Origin of the sequence: Burkholderia stagnalis, assembly GCF_039848545.1 — a bacterium.
In the GTDB taxonomy this organism is placed as follows: domain Bacteria; phylum Pseudomonadota; class Gammaproteobacteria; order Burkholderiales; family Burkholderiaceae; genus Burkholderia; species Burkholderia stagnalis.
The window spans coordinates 2,947,878-2,970,287 of record NZ_CP156685.1; the positions used below are offsets into that span (position 1 = coordinate 2,947,878).

15 protein-coding genes and 1 pseudogene are annotated in these 22,410 nt (G+C 68.7%); 7 read left to right on the forward strand and 9 right to left on the reverse strand.

The window, feature by feature from the left end; translation table 11 throughout:
- Positions 1-13: 13 nt before the first annotated feature.
- From ABFO07_RS13605 to ABFO07_RS13615, 3 genes are all read left to right on the forward strand, one after another.
- Positions 14-3,127 (forward strand): MdtB/MuxB family multidrug efflux RND transporter permease subunit, encoded by a 3,114-nt coding sequence (locus ABFO07_RS13605; protein ID WP_059802852.1) that lies wholly within the window; start codon positions 14-16, stop codon positions 3,125-3,127.
- A gap of 3 nt (positions 3,128-3,130) precedes the next feature.
- Positions 3,131-6,436: an efflux RND transporter permease subunit gene (locus ABFO07_RS13610; protein WP_347467617.1), complete on the forward strand. Its 3,306-nt coding sequence runs from the start codon at positions 3,131-3,133 to the stop codon at positions 6,434-6,436.
- A gap of 143 nt (positions 6,437-6,579) precedes the next feature.
- Positions 6,580-6,969, forward strand: coding sequence for a VOC family protein (locus tag ABFO07_RS13615; protein ID WP_059802857.1), 390 nt, complete (start codon positions 6,580-6,582; stop codon positions 6,967-6,969).
- A 68-nt stretch (positions 6,970-7,037) separates the two neighbouring features.
- Here ABFO07_RS13615 and ABFO07_RS13620 read toward each other — a convergent pair whose 3' ends face one another.
- On the reverse strand, positions 7,038-8,510 hold the full coding sequence (locus ABFO07_RS13620) for an NYN domain-containing protein (RefSeq protein ID WP_347467619.1): 1,473 nt from the start codon (positions 8,508-8,510) through the stop codon (positions 7,038-7,040).
- A 244-nt stretch (positions 8,511-8,754) separates the two neighbouring features.
- Between ABFO07_RS13620 and ABFO07_RS13625 the strand changes: the two genes are divergently transcribed.
- Positions 8,755-9,384, forward strand: coding sequence for an SDR family oxidoreductase (locus ABFO07_RS13625; RefSeq protein ID WP_059564798.1), 630 nt, complete (start codon positions 8,755-8,757; stop codon positions 9,382-9,384).
- Between the two features lie 40 nt (positions 9,385-9,424).
- Here ABFO07_RS13625 and ABFO07_RS13630 read toward each other — a convergent pair whose 3' ends face one another.
- Positions 9,425-9,973, reverse strand: a complete 549-nt coding sequence (locus tag ABFO07_RS13630) for a peroxiredoxin (protein WP_059564797.1) — start codon at positions 9,971-9,973, stop codon at positions 9,425-9,427.
- Between the two features lie 277 nt (positions 9,974-10,250).
- Between ABFO07_RS13630 and cdpA the strand changes: the two genes are divergently transcribed.
- Positions 10,251-11,993 (forward strand): cyclic di-GMP phosphodiesterase CdpA, encoded by a 1,743-nt coding sequence (gene cdpA / locus ABFO07_RS13635; RefSeq protein WP_196486886.1) that lies wholly within the window; start codon positions 10,251-10,253, stop codon positions 11,991-11,993.
- A 31-nt stretch (positions 11,994-12,024) separates the two neighbouring features.
- Complete coding sequence (locus ABFO07_RS13640; protein ID WP_059802863.1) at positions 12,025-13,515, forward strand: HDOD domain-containing protein; 1,491 nt, start codon at positions 12,025-12,027, stop codon at positions 13,513-13,515.
- Between the two features lie 93 nt (positions 13,516-13,608).
- Here the strand turns inward: ABFO07_RS13640 and ABFO07_RS13645 are convergent, their stop codons facing one another.
- The 7 genes from ABFO07_RS13645 to ABFO07_RS13675 all read right to left on the reverse strand — a co-directional run bounded on the left by ABFO07_RS13645 (position 13,609) and on the right by ABFO07_RS13675 (position 21,878).
- Positions 13,609-14,403, reverse strand: coding sequence for an ABC transporter substrate-binding protein (locus ABFO07_RS13645; protein WP_059564794.1), 795 nt, complete (start codon positions 14,401-14,403; stop codon positions 13,609-13,611).
- 263 nt (positions 14,404-14,666) lie between these two features.
- Positions 14,667-15,698: a succinylglutamate desuccinylase gene (gene astE, locus ABFO07_RS13650; protein WP_196482034.1), complete on the reverse strand. Its 1,032-nt coding sequence runs from the start codon at positions 15,696-15,698 to the stop codon at positions 14,667-14,669.
- A gap of 7 nt (positions 15,699-15,705) precedes the next feature.
- A complete protein-coding gene (astB, locus tag ABFO07_RS13655; RefSeq protein ID WP_059564792.1) occupies positions 15,706-17,046 on the reverse strand; it encodes an N-succinylarginine dihydrolase in 1,341 nt (446 codons plus the stop codon).
- 14 nt (positions 17,047-17,060) lie between these two features.
- Complete coding sequence (astD, locus tag ABFO07_RS13660) at positions 17,061-18,524, reverse strand: succinylglutamate-semialdehyde dehydrogenase (RefSeq protein WP_347467623.1); 1,464 nt, start codon at positions 18,522-18,524, stop codon at positions 17,061-17,063.
- Between the two features lie 7 nt (positions 18,525-18,531).
- Entirely contained in the window at positions 18,532-19,563 is a 1,032-nt protein-coding gene (astA, locus tag ABFO07_RS13665) for an arginine N-succinyltransferase (protein ID WP_059907433.1), read from the reverse strand.
- Entirely contained in the window at positions 19,560-20,615 is a 1,056-nt protein-coding gene (gene aruF, locus ABFO07_RS13670; RefSeq protein ID WP_059564789.1) for an arginine/ornithine succinyltransferase subunit alpha, read from the reverse strand. The genes astA and aruF overlap by 4 nt, the downstream gene beginning before the upstream one ends.
- Before the next feature lie 30 nt (positions 20,616-20,645).
- Complete coding sequence (locus tag ABFO07_RS13675) at positions 20,646-21,878, reverse strand: aspartate aminotransferase family protein (protein ID WP_059564788.1); 1,233 nt, start codon at positions 21,876-21,878, stop codon at positions 20,646-20,648.
- 258 nt (positions 21,879-22,136) lie between these two features.
- Here ABFO07_RS13675 and ABFO07_RS34725 point away from each other — a divergent pair.
- A pseudogene (locus tag ABFO07_RS34725) lies at positions 22,137-22,236 on the forward strand (ion transporter); the annotation flags it as partial.
- Positions 22,237-22,410: the final 174 nt, after the last annotated feature.

Sequence of the window (22,410 nt, forward strand, 5' to 3'; positions counted from 1 at the left end):
CGCAGGCCGCTCGATGAATCCGTCCCGCATCTTCATTCTCCGGCCGGTCGGCACCGCGCTGCTGATGGCGGCCATCCTGCTGGCCGGCCTCGTCGCGCTGCGCTTCCTGCCGCTCGCGGCGCTGCCGCAGGTCGACTACCCGACCATCCAGGTCCAGACCTTCTATCCGGGCGCGAGCCCCGAGGTGATGACGTCGTCGGTCACCGCGCCGCTCGAGCGGCAGTTCGGGCAGATGCCGTCGCTGAACCAGATGTCGTCGCAGAGCTCGGCCGGCGCGTCGGTGATCACGCTGCAGTTCAGCCTCGACCTGCCGCTCGACATCGCCGAGCAGGAAGTGCAGGCCGCGATCAACGCGGCCGGCAACCTGCTGCCGTCCGACCTGCCCGCGCCGCCGATCTACGCGAAGGTCAACCCGGCCGACGCGCCGGTGCTGACGCTCGCCGTCACGTCGAAGACGCTGCCGCTCACGCAGGTGCAGGATCTCGCCGATACGCGGCTCGCGATGAAGATCTCGCAGGTCGCGGGCGTGGGCCTCGTCAGCCTGTCGGGCGGCAACCGGCCGGCCGTGCGGATCCAGGCGAACCCGACCGCGCTCGCACAGTACGGGCTGAACCTCGACGACCTGCGCACGACGATCTCGAACCTGAACGTCAACACGCCGAAGGGCAACTTCGACGGCCCGACGCGCGCGTACACGATCAACGCGAACGACCAGCTGACGAGCGCCGACCAGTACCAGGACGCCGTCGTCGCATACAAGGGCGGCCGGCCGGTGATGCTGACCGACGTCGCGAAGATCGTCGCCGGCTCGGAGAACACCAAGCTCGGCGCGTGGGTCGATTCGGAGCCCGCGATCATCCTGAACGTGCAGCGCCAGCCGGGCGCGAACGTGATCCAGACGGTCGACGCGATCAAGGCGCAGCTGCCGAAGCTGCAGGAATCGCTGCCCGGCGCGCTCGACGTGCGCATCGTGACCGACCGCACGACGATGATCCGCGCGGCCGTGCGCGACGTGCAGTTCGAGCTCGGCGTCGCGGTCGCGCTGGTCGTGCTGGTGATGTACCTGTTCCTCGCGAACGTCTACGCGACGATCATCCCGAGCCTGTCCGTGCCGCTGTCGCTGATCGGCACGCTCGCGGTGATGTACCTGTCCGGCTTCTCGCTGAACAACCTGTCGCTGATGGCGCTGACGATCGCGACCGGCTTCGTGGTCGACGACGCGATCGTGATGATCGAGAACATCGCACGCTACGTCGAGGAAGGCGACTCGGCGCTCGAGGCCGCGCTGAAGGGCTCGAAGCAGATCGGCTTCACGATCATCTCGCTGACGGTGTCGCTGATCGCGGTGCTGATCCCGCTGCTGTTCATGGGCGACGTGGTCGGGCGGCTGTTCCATGAATTCGCGATCACGCTCGCGGTGACGATCGTGATCTCGGCGATCGTGTCGCTCACGCTCGTGCCGATGATGTGCGCGAAGCTGCTGCGCCACTCACCGCCGCCCGAGAGCCACCGCTTCGAGGCGCGCGTGCACCAGGCGATCGACCGGGTGATCGCGCGCTACGCGGTCGCGCTCGAATGGGTGCTGAACCGCGAGCGCTCGACGCTCGTCGTCGCGGTGCTGACGCTCGTGCTGACGGGCCTGCTATACGTGCTGATCCCGAAGGGCTTCTTCCCGTCGCAGGACACCGGCGTGATCCAGGCGATCACGCAGGCGCCGCAGTCGATCTCGTACGGCGCGATGGCCGAGCGCCAGCAGCAGCTCGCCGCCGAGATCCTGAAGGATCCGAACGTCGAGAGCCTGACGTCGTTCATCGGCGTCGACGGCACCAACATCACGCTGAACAGCGGCCGGATGCTGATCAACCTGAAGGCGCGCGACCAGCGCAAGGAAACCGCGGCCGAGATCATCCGCGGCCTGCAGCAGCGCGTGTCGCACGTGCCCGGCATCTCGCTCTACCTGCAGTCGGTGCAGGACCTGACGATCGACTCGACGGTCAGCCCGACGCAATACCAGTTCATGCTGACGAGCCCGAACAACGACGAGTTCGCGACCTGGGTGCCGAAGCTCGTGTCGCGCCTGAAGCAGGAGCCGTCGCTCGCCGACGTCGCGACCGACCTGCAGAACGGCGGCCAGTCGGTGTACGTCGAGATCGACCGCGCGAGCGCCGCACGCTTCGGCATCACGCCCGCGACCGTCGACAACGCGCTGTACGACGCATACGGCCAGCGCATCGTGTCGACGATCTTCACGCAGTCGAACCAGTACCGCGTGATCCTCGAGTCCGAGCCGCAGATGCAGCACTACACCGACTCGCTGAACAACATCTACCTGCCGTCCGCCGGCGGCGGCCAGGTGCCGCTCGCGTCGATCGCGACGTTCCACGAGCGGCCGTCGCCGCTGCTCGTCGCGCACGTGTCGCAGTTTCCGTCGACGACGATCTCGTTCAACCTCGCGCCCGGCGCGTCGCTCGGCGAGGCGGTCAAGGCGATCGCCGCGGCCGAGCAGGACATCGGCCTGCCCGCGTCGTTCCAGACCCGCTTCCAGGGCGCGGCGCTCGCGTTCCAGGCGTCGCTGTCGAACCAGCTGTTCCTGATCCTCGCGGCGGTCATCACGATGTACATCGTGCTCGGCGTGCTGTACGAGAGCTACATCCACCCGATCACGATCCTGTCGACGCTGCCGTCGGCGGGCGTCGGCGCGCTGCTCGCGCTGATGATCACCGGGCACGACCTCGACATCATCGGCATCATCGGCATCGTGCTGCTGATCGGCATCGTGAAGAAGAACGCGATCATGATGATCGACTTCGCGCTCGAGGCCGAACGCGCGGAAGGCAAGCCGCCGCGCGAGGCGATCTACCAGGCGTGCCTGCTGCGCTTCCGGCCGATCCTGATGACGACGCTCGCCGCGCTGCTCGGCGCGGTGCCGCTGATCGTCGGCGCCGGCGCGGGTTCCGAGCTGCGGCAGCCGCTCGGCATCGCGATCGCCGGCGGCCTGATCGTGTCGCAGGTGCTGACGCTGTTCACGACGCCCGTGATCTACCTCGGCTTCGATTCGCTCGCGCGCCGCGTGCGCGGCTGGTTCGAACGCCGCGGCCCGGCCGCCGGCACGCGCACGGATGCGTAAGCGATGAACCTGTCGCGCCCCTTCATCACCCGCCCCGTCGCGACCACGCTGCTCGCGCTCGGCGTCGCGCTCGCGGGCCTGTTCGCGTTCATCAAGCTGCCCGTGTCGCCGCTGCCGCAGGTCGATTTCCCGACGATCTCGGTGCAGGCGTCGCTGCCCGGCGCGAGCCCGGAGACGGTCGCGACCAGCGTGACGAGCCCGCTCGAACGCCACCTCGGCTCGATCGCCGACGTGTCGGAAATGACGTCGACCAGCACCGTCGGCAACGCGCGGATCATCCTGCAGTTCGGCCTGAACCGCGACATCGACGGCGCCGCGCGCGACGTGCAGGCGGCGATCAACGCCGCGCGCGCCGACCTGCCCGCCGCGCTCAAGAGCAACCCGACGTACCGCAAGGTGAACCCGGCCGACTCGCCGATCATGATCGTGTCGCTGACGTCGGAAACCTCGTCGCCCGCGAAGCTGTACGACGCCGCGTCGACCGTGCTGCAGCAGTCGCTGTCGCAGGTCGAGGGGATCGGCCAGGTGTCGGTGAGCGGCTCCGCGAACCCCGCGGTGCGCGTCGAGCTCGAACCGCACGCGCTGTTCCATTACGGGATCGGGCTGGAAGACGTGCGCGCCGCGCTCGCGTCCGCCAACGCGAACAGCCCGAAAGGCGCGATCGAGTTCGGCCCGCAGCGCTTCCAGCTCTATACGAACGACCAGGCGTCGCACGCGTCGCAATACCGCGACCTCGTCGTCGCGTACCGCAACGGCGCCGCCGTGCGGCTGTCCGACCTGTCGGACGTCGTCGATTCGGTGGAGGACCTGCGCAACCTCGGCCTCGCGAACGGCAAGCGCGCGGTGCTGGTGATCCTCTACCGCTCGCCCGGCGCGAACATCATCGAGACGATCGACCGCGTGCGCGCCGCGCTGCCGAAGCTCACCGCCGCGCTGCCGGCCGACATCGAGGTGACGCCGGTGCTCGACCGCTCCACGACGATCCGCGCGTCGCTGCGCGACACCGAGCACACGCTGCTGATCGCGGTCGGCCTCGTCGTGATGGTCGTGTTCCTGTTCCTGCGCAACTGGCGCGCGACGCTGATCCCGAGCGTCGCGGTGCCGATCTCGATCGTCGGCACGTTCGGCGCGATGTACCTGCTCGGCTTCTCGATCGACAACCTGTCGCTGATGGCGCTGATCGTCGCGACCGGCTTCGTCGTCGACGATGCGATCGTCGTGCTCGAGAACATCTCGCGCCACATCGAGAACGGCACGCCGCGGCTGCAGGCCGCGTTCGACGGCGCGCGCGAGGTCGGCTTCACGGTGCTGTCGATGAGCATCTCGCTGGTCGCGGTGTTCCTGCCGATCCTGCTGATGGGCGGCATCGTCGGGCGCCTGTTCCGCGAATTCGCGCTCACGCTGTCGCTCGCGATCGCGGTGTCGCTCGCGGTGTCGCTCACCGTCACGCCGATGATGTGCGCGCGCCTGTTGCCCGAGCCGCACGACAAGCGCGCCGAGGGCCGCGTCGCGCGCTGGCTCGAGCACGGCTTCGCGCGCATGGCGCACGGCTACGAGCGCTCGCTGTCGTGGTCGCTGCGCCATCCGCTGATGATCCTGCTGATCCTGTTCGCGACGGTCGGCCTGAACGTCTACCTGTACGTCGTCGTGCCGAAGGGCTTTTTCCCGCAGCAGGATACGGGCCTGATGATCGGCGGCATCCAGGCCGACCAGAGCACGTCGTTCCAGTCGATGAAGCTGAAGTTCTCGGAGATGATGCGCATCGTGCAGGCGAACCCGAACGTGAAGAGCGTCGCGGGCTTCACGGGCGGCACGCAGACCAACTCGGGCTTCATGTTCGTCACGCTGAAGGATCGCACCGAACGCAGGCTGTCGGCCGACCAGGTGATCCAGCAGCTGCGCCCGAGGCTCGCCGACGTCGCGGGCGCGCGCACCTTCCTGCAGGCGGCGCAGGACATCCGCGTCGGCGGCCGCCAGAGCAGCGCGCAATACCAGTTCACGCTGCTCGGCGATTCGAGCGCCGAGCTGTACAAGTGGGGGCCGCTCCTGACCGAGGCGCTGCAGAAGCGCCCCGAGCTGACCGACGTGAACTCCGACCAGCAGCAGGGCGGCCTCGAGGCGATGGTGACGATCGACCGCGCGACCGCCGCGCGGCTCGGCATCAAGCCCGCGCAGATCGACAACACGCTGTACGACGCGTTCGGCCAGCGCCAGGTCTCGACGATCTACAACCCGCTGAACCAGTATCACGTGGTGATGGAAGTCGCGCCGAAGTACTGGCAGAGCCCGGAGATGCTGAACCAGGTGTGGATCAGCACGTCGGGCGGCAGCGCGAGCGGCGCGCAGACGACCAACGCGGCAGCGGGCACCTACGTCGCGACGAAGGCCGGCACGTCGAGCGCCGGCACGGGCGTGCAGAGCGCTGCCGCGATCGCGTCCGATTCCGCGCGCAACCAGGCGCTCAACTCGATCGCGGCGAGCGGCAAGTCGAGCGCGTCGTCGGGCGCGGCGGTGTCGACGTCGAAGTCGACGATGGTGCCGCTGTCGTCGATCGCGTCGTTCGGGCCGAGCACCACGCCGCTGTCGGTCAACCACCAGGGGCTGTTCGTCGCGACGACGATCTCGTTCAACCTGCCGCCCGGCATGTCGCTGTCGACCGCGACCCAGGCGATCTACCAGACGATGGCCGAGATCGGCATGCCGCCGACCATCCACGGCAGCTTCCAGGGCACCGCGCAGGCGTTCCAGAAATCGCTCGACGACCAGCCGATCCTGATCCTCGCCGCGCTGATGGCCGTCTATATCGTGCTCGGCATCCTGTACGAGAGCTACATCCACCCCATCACGATCCTGTCGACGCTGCCGTCGGCCGGCGTCGGCGCGCTGCTCGGGCTGCTGCTGTTCAAGACCGAGTTCAGCATCATCGCGCTGATCGGCGTGATCCTGCTGATCGGCATCGTGAAGAAGAACGCGATCATGATGGTCGACTTCGCGATCGACGCGACGCGCAACGGCGGGATGTCGTCGTTCGACGCGATCCGCGAGGCGTGCCGGCTGCGCTTCCGGCCGATCATGATGACGACGATGGCGGCGCTGCTCGGCGCGCTGCCGCTCGCGTTCGGCAGCGGCGACGGCGCCGAGCTGCGCGCGCCGCTCGGCATCGCGATCGCCGGCGGCCTGATCGTGTCGCAGGTGCTGACGCTCTATACGACGCCGGTCGTCTACCTGTACATGGACCGGCTGCGGGTGTGGGTCGAGAAGCGGCGCGGCGGTGGCGCGTCGGGCGGCGCGACGGTCGCGGGCAGTTGACGGCACCCGGCCGTGATCGCCGGCGGGACGCGCGAGCGCGCCCGCCGGCCGCCCCTCCCGCCGCCGATCCGCCTTGAACGCGGGCGGGCATCGTCTATCGTGTGTGCATGCGCGCTGCCGCGCCCTTCCTCCGGGGACCCAACATGAACGTGCAGCTGAACCATACGATCGTCTGGTGCCGCGACAAGCTCGCGTCCACCCGGTTTCTCACGGACCTGCTGGAGTTGCCGCCGCCGGTCCCGTTCGGACCGATGCTGGTCGTGCAGCTCGAGAACGGCGTATCGCTCGATTTCTACGAGCGCAGCGGCGCGATCGCGGCGCAGCACTATGCGTTCCTGATCGACGAGGCGGCATTCGATCGCGTGTTTGCGCGCATTCAAGCGCGCGGGCTGACGTACTGGGCCGATCCGTCGAAACAGCGCGCCGGCGAAATCTACCGGCACAACGGCGGCCGGGGGCTCTATTTCGACGACCCGGACGGCCATTTCCTGGAAGTGATGACGCGGCCGTACGTGCTGGACGGCCAGGCGTGACGCGTCAGCGCACACCGGCCGGCCCGGCGGCGCGCTGACGCGCCGATCGGGCACGCGTCATCCGGCGTTCATTCCGCCGCCGTCGCGGTCTTGCGCGGCCGTCGCGCACGGGGCGCGGCCTTGCGGGCCGGCTTCTTCGGCTTGGCGTCGGCGGCCGCTTCGGGTTGCGGCTCCACGGCGGCGACGGCAGCCGCCTTCGTGCCTGCTGACGGTGCGTCGCCATGCGCGCTGTCGACAAAGTTCATCTCGACCTGCGGCGCCTCCGTGCGGGCCCGCTCCGCATGCTTCCCCTCGCCGTGCTTGCGCTCGCCTTGCTTCGCGTCGCCGTGTTGCTCGTCGGCGTGCCGTGCGCCGGCTGCCTTCGCGTCAGTCTTCTTCGCGTCGCCCTTCTTCGTCGCGGCTTTCTTTGCCGTGGTCTTGCGCGCGCGCTTGCGGCCGTCCTTCTTCTCGTCGTGCGCACCGTGCTCACCGTGCACTTCGTGCGCACCGCTCGCATCGCCCGCCTCTGCCGCCCCGGCGTGATCGGCGATTTCCGCGTCGGCCTCCACCGCCGTGGCCGTCACCGCCTCGACCATCGCCGGCGCCGCGTCGTGCGCGCGCGGCGCGCCGTGCCGCCCGTGGCGACGCCCGCGCCCGGCCTGCGCAGGCTCGGCCGCCCGCGACTCATCGGCCAACGACGGCACGTCGACGTGCGCCGGCTCCGCCACGGCCGCCTGGCGCGCCCGCGACACGAACGCGCCCGACTTGTCGTCGCGGCCGACCTCGAGCAGGCCGCGCGCCTGCGCCTCGTCGAGCAGGTTGCCGAACGCGCGGAAGCCGTAATACGACTCGTTGAAATCCGGCTTGCGGCGCTTGATCGCGCTCTTGAGCACCGACGCCCAGATCTTGCCGACGTCGTCGCGCTCGGACGCGAGCGCATCGAAGGTCTCGACCGCCAGCGCGATCGCCTCGGCCTTGCGCGCCTCCAGCTCGGGCTTGCGCGACGGCTCGTCGGACGGCCGCTTGGCGCCGCCGTTGCCGGCCGCCCGCTGCTGCTGCTCGCGCTTCGCAAGCGTGCGCTGCTGCTCGCGCACGAGGTCGTCGTAGAAGATGAATTCGTCGCAGTTCGCGACCAGCAGGTCCGACGTCGACTTCTTCACGCCGACCCCGATCACCTTCTTCGCGTTCTCGCGCAGCTTCGACACGAGCGGCGAGAAATCCGAGTCGCCGCTGATGATCACGAAGGTGTCGACGTGCGACTTCGTGTAGCACAGGTCGAGCGCGTCGACCACGAGCCGGATGTCGGCCGAATTCTTGCCCGACTGGCGCACGTGCGGAATCTCGATCAGCTCGAAGCTCGCCTCGTGCATCGACGCCTTGAAGCCCTTGTAGCGATCCCAGTCGCAATAGGCCTTCTTGACGACGATGCTGCCCTTCAGCAGCAGCCGCTCGAGCACCGGCTTGATGTCGAACTTCTCGTACTTCGCGTCGCGCACGCCGAGCGCGACGTTCTCGAAATCGCAGAACACCGCCATGCTGACGTTATCCAGGGGTAATGCCATGTGTACTCCAACCGGTTGGCCGGCGCGTCGCAACGCGGCGGCGGAAAATGCGTCGCGCACATGATAGCCGGTCGGCGGGCCATTCCCCCATTGCGCGTGAGTACCGTTGCGTTTCCTTCATCGGTACGCCCTCGCCGGTACGCCCCCAATTACCCGCCCGCCGCCGCGCCAATTCGACATACACTTGAGTATCGGTCGTCCGTCCCCATCTGGACCGACGACGCATCGATCAAGGAGCAGTTTCATGACGACGAAGGTACTGCTGATTGGCGCAACCGGCCGCACCGGCCAGGCCTGCGCGGATCTGCTGCTGAAGCAGCCGGAATTCGAGCTCACGGCGCTCGTGCGCCGGCCCGGCTACACGCTGCCGGGCGCGAAGGTGATCGAGGCCGACCTGAAGGGCGACTTCTCGCACGCGTTCCAGGGCATCACGCACGCGATCTACGCGGCCGGCTCGGCTGAATCGGAGGGCGCCGCCGAGGAAGAACAGGTCGACCGCGACGCGGTTGCCCGCGCGGCCGATTACGCACTCGCCTGCAACGTGCAGAAGCTGGTCGTGATCAGCTCGCTGTCGGCCTACTGGCCGGAACGCAGCCCCGGCGCGCTGCGCCACTATTCGCAGATGAAGCTCGAAGGCGACGAGCACGTGATCGCATCGGGCGTCGACTACGTGATCCTGCGCCCCGGCCCGCTCGCGGACGGCCCCGGCGTCGGCAAGATCGCGCTGACCGAGGAACGGCTCGACCATGCGCCGCCGGTGTCGCGCCAGGACGTCGCATGGGCCGCGATCGAAGCGATCAAGCTCGGCATCTCGCGCAAGACCATCGGCTTCGTCGGCGGCGGCGTGCCGATCGAGCAGGCGCTGCGCGCCTGACGCCCGCGCGCCGCCCCGCGGGGCGGCCGCGCCGGTCACGTCACGGTTTCGGGTGCGCCTGCGCCCATGCCTTGACGGCCCCGAGCGTATTCTCGACGTGCTTGTCCGGCGACATGCTCGTGTACGCGTACAGGATCTTCCCGTCCGGCGAAATCACATAGGACACGCGGTTCGCGCGGTCGAGCGCGGGCAGCTTCGCATCGTATGCGCGGATGATCTTCGCGTCGGGGTCGGCGGCGACCGGGAACTTGCTGCGGCATTCGCTGACCGAGAACTTCGTCAGCGTGCCGATATCGTCGGCGGACACGCCGATCACCGTCGCGCCGTACGTCTTGTAGTGATCGACCGCATCCGCGAACGCGTGCGCCTCGATCGTGCAGCCCTTCGTGAACGCGGCCGGGTAGAAATACAGCACGACCGGCCCCTTCTTCAGCGCGTCGGCGAGCGCGTACGTGTAAGTCTTGCCGGCCAGCGACGCCTGTGTCGTGAAATCCGGCGCGGCGTCGCCGGCCTTCAGTTCCGCCTGCGCGGTCAGCGCGTGGCCTGCCACCAGCGCCGCGGCGGCGCACATCATCAGTTTTCGCTTCATCAACTTCCTCATTTCTTATAAAGTCAGCCTCGATACGGGTCACACCGGCGTTCGCCTGCCGAACACTGGTGGCACTCCGGTCGCGCGGAACCGCTCCCATGCTGGCTGCGCATTAAAGATTTCGCGCAGTTTGCCGTTATTGCTTCCGGACAACCGGTTCCAGCCCTTCACGTCAGCGAGAAACATGGAAGCCAACAGGAAACAGACGCCACGCAAGGGCTCCTGGCGCAGCGCCCTGCATACGCTGCGCCGCTTCGCCTGGTCGGGCGGCGCGCTGATGCCCGCGCGCGCCGGCGCGCCGCGTCGCGACGACACCGTGCGCAGCTGGCTGGAGCAGACGGTCGGCCCGGTGGATTTCCTCGCCCACGTCGATCGCGAGCTCCGCTTTCTCTACGTGTCCGATGCAAGCCTGCGCTTCATCGGCTATCACCGCGACTATCTGCACACGCTGACGCTGCGCGACCTGATCGCCGAACAGGATACCGCGGCGCTCGAAGACCTGCTCGCGCGCGCGTCGCGCTCCGGCCAGGTCGAAAAGGCCACGATGTGCATCGTCAAGTCGCTGACCTACCCGCTCGACGTCGAGGTGCGCGCGGTGAAGAGCCGCCACCACGGCGTCGACGGCTTCGCGATCGCCGCGTTCGACGTGTCGTCGTGGCGCGCGCTCGAGGCGCGCCTCACCTACGAGATGCACCACGACCCGATGACCGGGCTCGACAACCTGTCGGCGCTGGTGCCGGCGCTGATGCGCGCGCAGCAGACCGCCGACGAGACGGGCACCTGCGCGGCGCTGGTGCTGCTCGACCTCGACGACTACCAGCGGATCAACCGCGCGCTCGGCTACGACGCGGGCGACACGCTGCTGCGCGAGACCGCGCAGCGGCTGCAGGCGCTGATGGCGCCGCAGGAACAGCTCGCGCGGGTCGCGAGCGACAAGTTCGCGGTGGTGTTCACCGCGCCCGACCGCGGGCTCGCGAGCGACATCGCCGGCGCGCTCGGCCGCCGGCTGCAGGCCGCGGTGCGCCAGCCGTACGTTTACCACGGGCAACCGGTGCACCTGTCCGCGAGCATCGGCATCGCGCTGTATCCGGACGAGCGCGCGGCGCCGCATCGCGCGCAGCACCACAGCCCGCTGCTGCGCCGCGCGGATCACGCGCTCGAGCAGGCGAAGGCATCGGGCGGCAATGCGCTCGCGTTCCACACGCCGATCGACGATCCGGCCGACGCCGAGCGCCTGAAGCTCGAAGCCGACCTGTACGACGGCGTGCGCAACGGCGAATTCTCGCTGCACTTCCAGCCGATCACGCGCAGCCAGTCGGGCGCGGTGGTCGGCGTCGAGGCGCTGATCCGCTGGCGGCATCCGGCGCACGGGCTCGTGCCGCCGGCCACCTTCATCCCGCTCGCGGAATCGATCGGCCTCATCAACTACCTCGGCAACTGGGTGCTGAAGGCCGCGTGCATGCAGCTCGTCGCATGGGACCGCCAGGGGCTCGCGCTGCAGTACGTCGCGGTCAACGTGTCGCCGCAGCAGTTCCGCGACCCGCGCTTCACGCAGAGCGTGCGCGATGCGATCACGCTGACCGGCATCGACCCGCGCCGCATCGTGCTCGAGATCACCGAAAGCCTGCTGATGCACGATCCCGCGCATGCGAAGGCGCTGCTCGAGGAGCTGACCGATCTCGGCATCCGCTTCGCGATCGACGATTTCGGCACCGGCTATTCGAGCCTCGCCTACCTGCAGCGCTTCCCGCTCGCGAAACTGAAGATCGACCGCAGCTTCGTCGAGAACCTGCTGACCTCGCGCAACGACCGCGCGATCGTGTCGGCGGTGGTCGGTCTCGCGCAGACGCTGGACCTCGAACTCGTTGCCGAGGGCGTCGAGACCGAGGCGCAGCGCGAGCTGCTGACCGAAATGGGCTGCAACCATATCCAGGGCTGGCTCGTCTGCCAGGCGCTGCCGTCCGAGGAACTGGCGCAGCGCTTCGAGGCGCAGCAGCTCCGCCTGCACGCGGCGGCCTGACGCGCCGCCGCCGCGAACCGAACAGATCCGTATGTCAATCACCGAACACCTGCCCCGGACGGCGCTGCTCGACAAGCTGTGGGCCCGGATGAACGAACGGGGCGACTTCCCGCTGCTGTCGGAATCGCTGCGCGCCACCATGGCCGCGATGAAGAACGACGACCTGGACTTCACCGCGCTGGTGCGCGTCGTGCTGTCCGACTTCGCGCTGACGCAGAAAGTGCTGCGGCTCGCCAACTCCGCGATGTACATGGCGTTCGGCGGCAACATCACGACCGTCACCCGCGCGCTGATGGTGCTGGGCATGGACGCGGTCGGCCACCTCGTCGTCGGCCTGAAGCTCGTCGATCACTTTCACCAGAGCACGCCGCGCCGGATCGACGCGAAGCTCGAGCTGAACCGCGCGCTGCTGTCGGGCTGCGTCGCGCGCAAGCTGACCGAGCACGCGGACTTGCGCGCCGGCGAGGAAGCGGTCGTCTGCACGCTGATGCGCCAGGTCGGCAAGCTGCTGGTCGTCTGCTATCTCGACAGCGAATGGGACCGGATCCGCCGGCGCGCCGCCGAGCTGCACGGCGACGAGGCGACGGCCTGCGTCGACGTGCTCGGCGTCGGCTTCGACGAGATCGGCCTCGAGGCCGCGACCCGCTGGCGGCTGCCCGACGTGATCCGCGCGGGCATGGCCGACGACGACCAGCTCGCCAGCCTCGCGGGCGACGGCGACGATGCGTCGCGCGACACGACCGACGACGACAGCCCGGCCAGCGAAGTCGACTGGCTGCGTGCGGTGAGCCGCTGCTCGACCGACGTCGCGAACGCGCTGGCGATGCCCGCGAGCCCGCAGCGCGACGCGCGTATCGCGTCGCTCGCGCAGCATTACGGCACGGCGCTCGACACGGAGCCCGACGCGCTCGTCGCGATGGCCGAGCTGCTCGCACGCGAAGAGGCGAGCGACACCGTGATGCGCGAGATCGTCGAGCTGCGCGCCAACGCGGACGCGATCGCGCGCGCGCAGGGCGAGCCCGAGGCCTGCCTCGAAGCCGGTCTGTCGGACCTGCGTGCGCTGCCCTCCGAGCACGTGCTCACGCCGGTGCTCGCGCTCGCGTCGGAAAGCCTGCTCGCGGGCCTCGCGTTCACCCGCACCGTGATGTTCGTGCGACACGACGACGGCACGTTCGCCGCGCGCCTCGGCTTCGGCGCGGACGTCGACGCGGCGCTCGGCCAGCTGCGCTTCGACGAGCGTTTCGAGCCGGACGTGTTCCACCTTGCGATCACCAACTCCGTCGGCATCTTCATCGAGCAGGCGCGCGAGCCGAAGATGGTGAAACGCCTGCCCGCGTGGTATCTCGACGCGTTCGACGACGCGCACGCGTTCGTGCTGCTGCCGGTGCGCGTCGGCGGGTCGACGGTCGCGCTGCTGTACGGCGACTGGGCCGGCGCGCAGCCCGCACGCAAGATCACGCAGCAGGAGATGGCCGTGCTCAACGAGATGGCGCGGGAGCTGGGGCGCTTCTTCAAGGCCTGAGCGGCCCCGCGCGCTTCCCGTCGAATCCCGTTCCCAAACGCAAACCGGCCGCATCAGCGGCCGGTTTGCTTCGTGCGACGGATTCGTGCGCGCTTACTTGAGCGTCACGGGCACGCTGAAGTACTTCTTCGCGAGGTTGTCGATCGTGCCGTCCGCCTTCAGTTCCTTGAGCGCCTGATCGAGCGCGGTCTTCAGCGCCGCGTCGTTCTTGCGCAGGCCGAAACCGACGCCCGAGCCGAGGATCTCGGCGTCGCTCACCGTGCCGCCCGCGAACGCGAAGCCCGCGCCCTGCGGCTTCGACAGGAAGCCCTTCGAACCCGCTTCCGAATCCTGGAACGCGGCATCGAGACGGCCCGACTTCAGGTCCGCATAGGCGAGATCCTGCGTCTGGTACGGCACGACTTCGACGCCGGCCGGCGCCCACTTCTTCTTCGCGTACGCTTCCTGGATCGTGCCCTGCAGCACGCCGACGCGCTTGCCCTTCAGCGATTGCGGGGTCGGCAGCAGGCCGCTGCCCTGCTTCGCGATCAGCTGGTTCGGGATCGTGTAGATCGGATCGGTGAACGCGATTGCATGCTTGCGCTGGTCGGTGATCGTCATGTCCGAGTTGATCGCATCGAACTTGCGCGCCTGCAGCGCGGGGATCAGGCCGTCGAAGTCGTTCTCCACCCACACGCACTTCGTCTTCAGCTTCGCGCACACCGCGTTGCCGATGTCGATGTCGAAGCCGGTCAGCTTGCCGTCGGGCGTCTTGTACTCGAACGGCGCATACGATGCCTCGACGCCGAAACGGATCTCCTTCAGATCCGCCGCGAACGCGCTGCCAGCCGCCACGGCCACCGCCGTCACCGCCGCGTGCGCGGCCATCTTTCGCCAATCCAACTTCATCAGGGGAATCTCCTCGATACGAACGATAGTTCTCAAACAACGGGCGCTGCATCATTGCAGGGCCGGAACGGCCGGACAATCGCGGCGCGCCGCCGTGATGCGGCGCAACAGCCGCAAGGCCGCGATTGTACCAATCCGCGCACGCCGTCCGGCAATGCAGCCCGCCGCGGCGGTTGCTGCACTGCGCGCACGGCGCCGCACGGGCGCGATGCCGAACTTGCAAGACGATGTCGCAAATACGCAAGGCGCCCGAGGGCGGCGCGTCAGGCGAGTGCGTCGAGCGTCTCGCGCGTGGTATCGACGACGAGCAGGCCGGCGCGCAGGCCGGGCTTCACCGACGGGTTCGGAAACACGATCCGCTCCTCGTCGTGCCGCACCGTGTAGCGGTACGCGCCGTCCTGCGCGAGCACCGTGCCGCGCGGGAACGGCGTGAAGTTCGCGACGTCGGCCGCGACGAACAGCTCCAGCGCGTCGCTCTGCTTCGTGATCTGGTCGATCACCGTGAACACGCGCGGCAGCGGCGCATCGGCGTCGCGCTGCGCCCCCGACACGAGCCGGCGCACCGCCTGGTCCGCGGGCGCGAAGCGCGTCAGGTCGTTCTGGCCGAACGGCCGCACCTTGCCGAGCTCCAGCGTGCACGCGAGCGCGCCGCAGTGTTCGGCCGTGAAGTGCGAGAACGTGGCGCCCTTCGCGGTGTGCAGCAGCACCGCCGCGATGCGCGCATCGCCGAGCCACTCGAGCATCGTGCGCGCCGGCGGCGTGCCCGTATGCGGCAGCAGCGCGAACTGCTCGAACACCGATGCGCGAATGGCCGTATGCATGTCGATGTGCCAGCGCGCGCCCGGCGCATCCGGCGCATCGGCGAAAAACGCCGCGGCGGCCGCTTCGAGCTGCGCGGCGCGCGGCGCCTCGCGGCTGTCCGGCACCTGCGCGTGACGGCCGCTGAACAGCCGGTTCAGGTCGTCGTCGAGATAGCGCTCGCCCGCGCGCATCGCCGGCGAGTTGCCGAGCACGACGAACAGCCGGCACGCCAGCGGCAGCGTGCCGGCGGCGACGTCGCGCACCAGCAGCGACAGCAGCTCGATCGGCGCGGTTTCGTCGCCGTGCACGCCGGCCGACACGAGCACGCTGCGGCGCGACGCCGCATCGGCGTCGCGCGGTTCGAGCACGAGCAGCCCTTCGCCCTGCCACTGCCAGCGCACCGCGCCGCCGGCGCACACGCCGTCGCGCGCCGCCGGCGCTTCACCGGCCAGCGTGAACGCGAGGAAGTCGTCGAGCCACGCCGCGTCGCGCATGCGGGCCTCAGCGCTGGAAGTCATACAGCGACCCGACGCGCAGGATCTGCGTCAGCTCGTCGAGCGCGGTGCGCGACTCGTCGAGCAGCACCGGGTCGGCGAGGTCTTCCGGCGCGAGGCGGTCGCGGTAGTGCTTCTCGATCCACGCGTCGAGCGATGCGAACAGCGTGTCGTTGATCCACACGTTCGACGTGACGGCCGCGCGCTCCGCGTCGTTCAGCACGACACGCAGGCGCAGGCAGGCCGGGCCGCCGCCGTTCTTCATGCTTTCGCGCAGGTCGAACACCAGCACGTCGCGGATCGGGCCGTTGCCGGCCGCGAGGCTGTCGAGGTAGGCGGCGACGTTCGCGTTCTCGCGGCATTCCTGCGGCACGACCAGCACCTGCGAGCCATCGGCGCGCGACAGCAGCTGGCTGTTGAACAGATACGACGTGACCGCGTCGGAGACGCTCACCGCCGCGTCCGGCACCTCGATCACGTTCAGGCGCGCGCCGCGCACGTCGAGCGCCGCGGTCAGCGTGTCGTAGATCGCCTGCTTGTTGACGAATGCGCGCTCGTGCGTGAACAGCGTGTCGCGGTTGCCGACCGAGATCACGTCGTTGTGGAACACGCCCGCGTCGATCACGTCCGGATCCTGCTGCGCGTAGACCGTCGCCTCCTCGTTCAGCCCGTGGCGATGCGCGACCGCGCGGCTCGCCTCGAAGGTCTGGCGCGCCGGGAAGCGCTTCGGCTCCGGCCCGCGGCGGTATTCCGAGCGGCCGTACACGAAGAACTCGACGCCCGGCTTGCCGTACTCGGCGCAAAAGCGCGTATGGTTCGCCGCGCCTTCGTCGCCGAGCGCCGGCGTGCCGGTCAGCGCCTCGTGCACCACGAAGCGGCTCGGATCGGCGAACAGCGTCGACAGCGTGCGGCGCGTCGCCTCGTGCTCGATCGCGCGGTGCAGCTTGCTGCACAGGTTCGCGGGCGTGAAGTGCACGCGGCCGTCGCTCGTGTCGGCCGACGGGCTGACGGTGGCCGCGTTGGCCGTCCACATCGCCGATGCCGAGCTCGCGGCGGCGAGCAGCTCGGGCGCCTGCTTCGCGGCCTTCGCGATCACGTCCGCGTCCTTGCCCGAGAAGCCCAGCTCGCGCAGCAGGCGCAGCGACGGGCGCTCCTGCGGCGGCAGCACGCCCTGCGCGAAGCCGAGGTCGGCCAGCTGCTTCATCTTGCGCAGGCCCTGCTTCGCGGCGGCCTTCGGGTTCGCGGCCGATTTCTCGTTGTTCAGCGACGCCACGTTGCCGAACGACAGCCCGGCGTAGTTGTGGGTCGGGCCGACGAGTCCGTCGAAATTGGCTTCTTGTGCGTTCATCGTCGTTCCCTCGATCAGAAATGCAGGCCCGGCAACAGGCTCGCGGGCAGGGTCAGTTGGGCGCTTTCCACCGATGCCATCGGGAACGCGCAATAGTCGGCCGCGTAGTACGCGCTCGGGCGGTGGTTGCCGGAGCGGCCCGCGCCGCCGAACGGCGCGGCGGACGACGCGCCGTTGGTCGGCCGGTTCCAGTTGACGATCCCCGCGCGAATCGTGCGGCGGAAGTGCTCCCACGCGCGCGCGTCGTCGGCGAGCAGTCCCGCCGACAGGCCGAATGCGGTGTCGTTCGCGCGCTCGATCGCTTCGTCGAACGTCGCGTAGCGGATGATCTGCGCGAGCGGGCCGAAATGCTCTTCGTCGGGCAGAGCGGCGACGTCCGTGACGTCGAGAATCGACGCGTTCACGAAGCCGAGGCGCGGGTCGCGCTGCGCCATCGCGATGATCGGCTTCGCGCCCTGCGCGACGAGGCGCGCCTGCGCATCGACGAGCTTCGCGGCCGCGCGTGCCGAGATCACCGCGCCCATGAACGGCTGCGGATCGGCGTCGAACACGTCCGCCGTGATCTTCGCGGTGACGTCGGCGAAGCGCGCGAGGAAGCGGTCGCCGGCCGCGCCCTGCGGCACGAAGATGCGCCGCGCGCAGGTGCAGCGCTGGCCGGCCGACAGGAATGCCGACTGGATCGTGTGATGCACCGCCGCGTCGATGTCCTCGACCTCGCCGATCACGAGCGGGTTGTTGCCGCCCATCTCGAGCGCGAGCACGATCTCCGGACGGCCGCCGAACTGCTTGTGCAGCAGCGTGCCCGTGTCCGAGCTGCCGGTGAAGAACAGGCCGTCGATCTGGCGATGGTTCGCGAGCGCGATGCCGGTGTCCTTCTCGCCCTGTACGAGGTTCAGCACGCCGGCCGGCAGGCCTGCGTCCTTCCACACCTCGACGGTCGCGCGCGCGACGCCCGGCGCGAGTTCCGACGGCTTGAACACGACCGTGTTGCCCGCGATCAGCGCCGGCACGATATGGCCGTTCGGCAGATGGCCCGGGAAGTTGTACGGGCCGAACACCGCGACGACGCCGTGCGGGCGATGGCGCAGCACCGCGACGCCGTCGGCCATGTCCTGGCGCTTCTCGCCGGTGCGTTCCTGGTACGCCTGGATCGAGATGCCGACCTTGGCGGCCATCGACGCGACTTCGGTACGCGCTTCCCACAGCGGCTTGCCGGTCTCGCGGCCGATCGCCGCGGCGAGCGCTTCCTTGCGCTCGTTGAGCAGCGCCGCGAAGCGCTTCGCGATCTCGCAGCGCGCTTCGAAAGCGAGCGCCGACCACTCGGCGAATGCGCGGCGCGCGCTCGTGACCGCGCGGTCGACGTCGGCGGCCGATGCGCTCGCGCCCTGCCACGCGATTTCGTCGGTACCGGGGTTGCGCGACGCGAAGGCGGGGCCCGAGCCTGCAACCCAGGCGCCGTCGATGAAGAGTTCCGTCATGATTCGTTTATCCCTGTTTGACTTTGAGCGGCAGCACGCGGACCGGATCGCCGGCCTTCACGTCGAGCGCGGCGGCGTCGGCCGCCGACATCACGAATTCGCCGTTCGCGACGACGCCCGGCGCGACGCCGACGCGGAAATCGCCGAGCGACGTGTTCGACACGAGCGACTTCGGGGTGTCATCCCGCGCGTCGGGCGAGCCGATCGACACCGGCACGACGACGCTCTCGCGCACCGTGCGCAGGTCGTTGACGTGGCATTCGAGCACCGGGCCCGCGTCGAAGATGTCGACGTGGTTCTGGTAGCGCAGCCCTTCGGCCTCGAGCATCTTGCGGGCCGGCAGCGTGTCGCGGTGCGTGAGCCCGACCGCGTCCTGCGCGTCCTGCGGCAGCAGGTCGACGTACACGGGGTAGCGCGGCATCAGTTCCGCGAGGAACGACTTGCGGCCGTGCGAGCTCAGGTAGTCCGCGGCGTTGAAGTCGATCTGGTAGAAGTGCGAACCGACCGCGCGCCAGAACGGCGACGTGCCGTCATCGTCGAAGTGGCCGCGCAGCTCCGCGCAGATGCGTTCCGGGAAGCGTTCGCGGAACTGCGCGATGAACATGAAGCGCGAGCGCGACAGCAGGCCGCCGACGCCGCCCGTGCGATAGCGCGGGCTCAGGAACAGCGAGCACACTTCCGCGTAGCCGGTCAGGTCGTGCGAGATGTTCAGCGCGTGCATGCGCGTCCACACGCCGAGCTCCTGGCTCGCATGCACGACCGTGCTCACGCGGTAGTTGTAGAACGGCTGCTCGAGGCCGACCTGCGATTCGATCCCGCACACCCCCGCGATGTCGCCCGTCGCCGAATCTTCCATCACGAAGAAGTAGCCGGCTTCGCCTGCCGCGGCCTGGCCCGCGAGCGTGCGGCGGGTGCGTTCGATGCGCGCGGCGAGCGCGTCGCGGTCGGGCTTGAACGTGGTCAGGCCCGGCCCGGTTTCCTTGGCGAGCGACACGAGCGCGTCCACGTCGCCCGTTTGTACGACCCGAACGACGATCATGCTGCGTCTCCCTTCAAATCTTCGTCATCGCGCTGGTGCAGCGGCACGCAGCGCACGACATCGCCATCCTTCACGTTCAGCGCCGCGCGCACGTCGCTTGCGAGCGGCGCGTCATTCCCCGCATCGCCCGGCAGATCGGCGAGCACGCAGCGGAACGATTCGCCGCTGCCGCTCGACACGAGGTAGGCGACGTCGCCCTGCTGGTGCGCGGCCTCGCGCACCGTGCGCTCGGCCGCGTGCTTCACGCACGCGGTGCGGTCGACCTGCTGGGTCAGCACCGGGCCCGCGTCGAAGATGTCGACGAAGCGGTCCGTCTCGAAGCCTTCCTCGAGGTGGATGTCGTACGCGAGCAGCGTGGTGGCGTTCGGTTCGCCGAGCACGCGCTGCGCGGCTTCCGGCAGCAGCGGCACGTACAGCGGATACGCGGGCATCACCTCGGCGATGAAGGTGCGGCTGCGGCCGCCCGACGCGATGTCGACGTCGGCGAAATCGCGGCCGAAGAACTTGCGGCCCACCGCTTCCCAGAACGGCGACGCGCCGTTCTCGTCGCTCACGCCGAGCAGCAGCGTGAACACTTCGGGCGTGAAGCGGCGGCGGTTCGCGGCGATGTACATCATCCGCGCACGCGAGATCAGGTGCGCGGCCGCGTCGCCGCGCAGCGACGGATCGACGTAGAAGCCCGCGAGCCGGCTCTTGCCGGTGAGCTCGTGCGACATCGTCAGCGCGTGGATCTTGCGGTTCACGTGCAGTTCGCGCGACGCATGGATCAGCGCGTCGTTGCGAAATGCGTAGAACGGTTCGGAGTAGCCGGCCGCCGCCACGATGCTGGCGGTGCCGAGCAGCTTGCCGGTGGTGCTGTCTTCCAGCACGAAGAGATAGAACTCCTCGCCGGGGAAGTCGACGTCCGTGCGAAACGAATCCTCCGAGAGCGCGACGCGCGCCTCGAGTGCCGCGCGATCGTGCGGCAGCGAGTGCAGGACCGGCTGCGCCGTGCGCGCCATCTGCGCGAGCGCATCGAGATCCGTGAGTTTGCCGGGGCGAACAAATAGCATCGTCGTTCCTGTCTGCGATGGACGCGCCGTTCAGCGCGCGGTGGCTTCCTGTGCGGCGAGCACCTGTTCGACCGCCTTCTCGAAGCGTGCGAGGCCTTCGTCGAGCACGTCGAACGGGATCACCAGCGACGGCACGAAGCGCAGCACGTTCGGGCCCGCGATCAGCATGATCACGCCCTGCTCGGCGGCGGCGTTGACGAAGTCCTTTGCACGGCCGTCGAAGGCGGCGGTGAGTTCCGCGCCGACGAGCAGGCCCTTGCCGCGCACTTCCTTGAAGATGCCGAAGCGTGCGTTGATGCGTTCGAGCGCGCCCTTCAGGCGCACGCTGCGTTCGCGCACGCCTTCGAGCAGCGCCGGGTCGCCGATCAGTTCGACGACCTTGTCGGCGATCGCCGACGCGAGCGGGTTGCCGCCGTAGGTCGTGCCGTGCACGCCGACCTTGAAGTGGGCGGCGAGTTCGTTGGTCGTCAGCATCGCGCCGATCGGGAAGCCGTTGCCGAGCGCCTTCGCGGTGGTCAGGATGTCCGGCGTGACGCCCGTGTCCATGTATGCGTAGAAGTGGCCCGTGCGGCCGACGCCCGTCTGCACTTCGTCGAAGATCAGCAGTGCGTTGTTGGCGTCGCATGCTTCGCGCAGGGCTTTCAGGAAGGCCGGATCGGCGGGGATCACGCCGCCTTCGCCCTGCACCGGCTCGACGATCACCGCGCAGGTTTTCGGGCCGATCGCGGCCTTGGCCGCTTCGATGTCGTTGAACGGCAGGTGCTTGATGCCTTCGGGCACCGGGCCGAAGCCTTCCGAGTATTTCGGCTGGCCGCCGACGCTGACCGTGAAGAACGTGCGGCCGTGGAACGACTGCACGAACGATACGATTTCGTATTTGTCTGCGCCGTGGCGTTCGAAGGCGACGCGGCGGGCGAGCTTCAGGGCGGCTTCGTTCGCTTCAGCGCCCGAGTTCGCGAAGAAGGCGCGGTCGGCGAAGGTCAGTGCTTCGAGGCGTTTCGCGAGGCGCAGCACCGGCTCGTTCGTGTAGCCGTTGCCGATGTGCCAGAGCTTGCGGCTTTGCTCGTCCAGCACCTTCAGCAGTTCCGGGTGGCCGTGGCCCAGCGACGTCACGGCGATGCCGCATGCGAAATCCACGTATTCGCGGCCTGCCGTGTCCCATACGCGCGAGCCCTCTGCGCGATCCGGCACGAACGGGGCGGGGGAAAATACCGGCACCATCACTTCGTCGAATGTCTGGCGGGTCACGGTCAGGTTCGTCATGGCGGTTCCTTTCGATTTCGTAAGAGGGCTTGAAGCGATAGGTTCAAGTTTAGGTAAGGGTGGCGCAAGCGTCTTGCGGAATTGCGACGGGTTCTATCGGGATGCCATTTGTGCCGTTCGGCGGTTTTGGGGTTGTTACCTACGGTGTGTTTGGGGTTTCGCCTGTCCCGGTTTGTTGGCGGCGCTTTGGTCGCCCCTCCCCGGGGCGGGGTTCGGGATTGTTACCTACGGTGTGCTTGGGGTTTCGCCTGTCCCGGTTTGTTAGCGGTATTTTGGCGTCGCCCCTCCCCGGGGCGGGGGTCACTTTTCTTTGTCTTGCCAAAGAAAAGTAACCAAAAGAAAGGCGCCAGATAACGCAAGACTTCCCCTGCCATGGTCGTCAAAGTGGACCGCACAAAAGTGTCCGAGCCAGTCACGACACCGGAGTGGTTCGAGCAATGGTTCTGACACGCCGCACCACCCGACAGAGCGGTATACCGCTCATCAGTTCCATCCTCGCTACGCTCGGCTGCAAGGTACTTCATGAATCGCG

Coding starts and splice junctions, on each gene's coding strand:
- cdpA (WP_196486886.1), top strand. CDS start 10,251: ATGCCCGCGCGCGCCGGCGCGCCGCGTCGCGACGACACCGTGCGCAGC.
- ABFO07_RS13620 (WP_347467619.1), bottom strand. CDS start 8,510: ATGGCATTACCCCTGGATAACGTCAGCATGGCGGTGTTCTGCGATTTC.
- ABFO07_RS13610 (WP_347467617.1), top strand. CDS start 3,131: ATGAACCTGTCGCGCCCCTTCATCACCCGCCCCGTCGCGACCACGCTG.
- ABFO07_RS13630 (WP_059564797.1), bottom strand. CDS start 9,973: ATGAAGCGAAAACTGATGATGTGCGCCGCCGCGGCGCTGGTGGCAGGC.
- ABFO07_RS13645 (WP_059564794.1), bottom strand. CDS start 14,403: ATGAAGTTGGATTGGCGAAAGATGGCCGCGCACGCGGCGGTGACGGCG.
- ABFO07_RS13605 (WP_059802852.1), top strand. CDS start 14: ATGAATCCGTCCCGCATCTTCATTCTCCGGCCGGTCGGCACCGCGCTG.
- ABFO07_RS13615 (WP_059802857.1), top strand. CDS start 6,580: ATGAACGTGCAGCTGAACCATACGATCGTCTGGTGCCGCGACAAGCTC.
- astE (WP_196482034.1), bottom strand. CDS start 15,698: ATGCGCGACGCGGCGTGGCTCGACGACTTCCTCGCGTTCACGCTGGCC.
- ABFO07_RS13640 (WP_059802863.1), top strand. CDS start 12,025: ATGTCAATCACCGAACACCTGCCCCGGACGGCGCTGCTCGACAAGCTG.
- astD (WP_347467623.1), bottom strand. CDS start 18,524: ATGACGGAACTCTTCATCGACGGCGCCTGGGTTGCAGGCTCGGGCCCC.
- ABFO07_RS13625 (WP_059564798.1), top strand. CDS start 8,755: ATGACGACGAAGGTACTGCTGATTGGCGCAACCGGCCGCACCGGCCAG.
- aruF (WP_059564789.1), bottom strand. CDS start 20,615: ATGCTATTTGTTCGCCCCGGCAAACTCACGGATCTCGATGCGCTCGCG.
- astA (WP_059907433.1), bottom strand. CDS start 19,563: ATGATCGTCGTTCGGGTCGTACAAACGGGCGACGTGGACGCGCTCGTG.
- ABFO07_RS13675 (WP_059564788.1), bottom strand. CDS start 21,878: ATGACGAACCTGACCGTGACCCGCCAGACATTCGACGAAGTGATGGTG.
- astB (WP_059564792.1), bottom strand. CDS start 17,046: ATGAACGCACAAGAAGCCAATTTCGACGGACTCGTCGGCCCGACCCAC.